The sequence below is a fragment of the Streptomyces sp. URMC 123 genome (genome assembly GCF_051386515.1).
Lineage (GTDB): Bacteria > Actinomycetota > Actinomycetes > Streptomycetales > Streptomycetaceae > Streptomyces.
Window position 1 is genome coordinate 1 of sequence record NZ_JBPQTV010000677.1, and the last position, 667, is coordinate 667.

General features: G+C 78.0%; 1 protein-coding gene. It reads left to right on the forward strand.

Annotated features, from left to right (window positions below; all coding sequences use genetic code 11):
• Positions 1 to 148: 148 nt before the first annotated feature.
• Positions 149 to 667 (forward strand): PspC domain-containing protein (locus ACSNOD_RS31590; RefSeq protein ID WP_436770503.1); only part of this gene is annotated, 519 nt, incomplete at its 3' end.

The window sequence follows — 667 nt, forward strand, 5'->3', positions numbered from 1 at the left end:
GGGGTGCTTCGCCTGGCGGCCTCCCGGCTGGCGTCGGTACTTGGGCTCCGCCCACGCCTTGCGGGCGTGTGACGCGCCCGTGCGGACGCGCCCGGGGCCAGGGTCGTCCTGGGTGCCGGGCGGGGCGCGGGGCCGTCACCATGGGCGTATGAGCGATCAGCAGCCCGCCCGGCCCGGCCCCGCCGGGGCCGCCGCGCCCCGGCGCGGGCCGGCCCCGCGCCGCAGCCGCCACCACAAGGTGATCGGCGGCGTCTGCGGCGGCCTCGGCCGGCACGTCGACATCGACCCCGTGGTCTTCCGCGTGGTGCTCGGCGTGCTGGCGGTCACCGGCGGCATCGGCCTGATCGTCTACGGCTTCGCCTGGCTGCTGCTCCCTCTTGAGGGCGAGGACGAGAACGAGGCGCGCCGACTCCTGTCCGGCCGCGTCGACGGCCAGGGGCTGACCGCAGTACTGTGCGCGCTGACCGGCTGCGGGCTGCTGCTGTCGACGCTCCACAACGGCTCCGTCCTGGCGTTCGCCGTGCTGCTGTCGGTCGCCACCGCGGGCACCGCCTACTGGTCGCGGTACCGCCGAAACGCATCCCCCGAGGGCGCGGGGGGCATGCCCCCGGCGCACACGGCCACCGGGAGCGCCCCCGGCCCCCACGGCGCCCCCGCGCCGCACGCC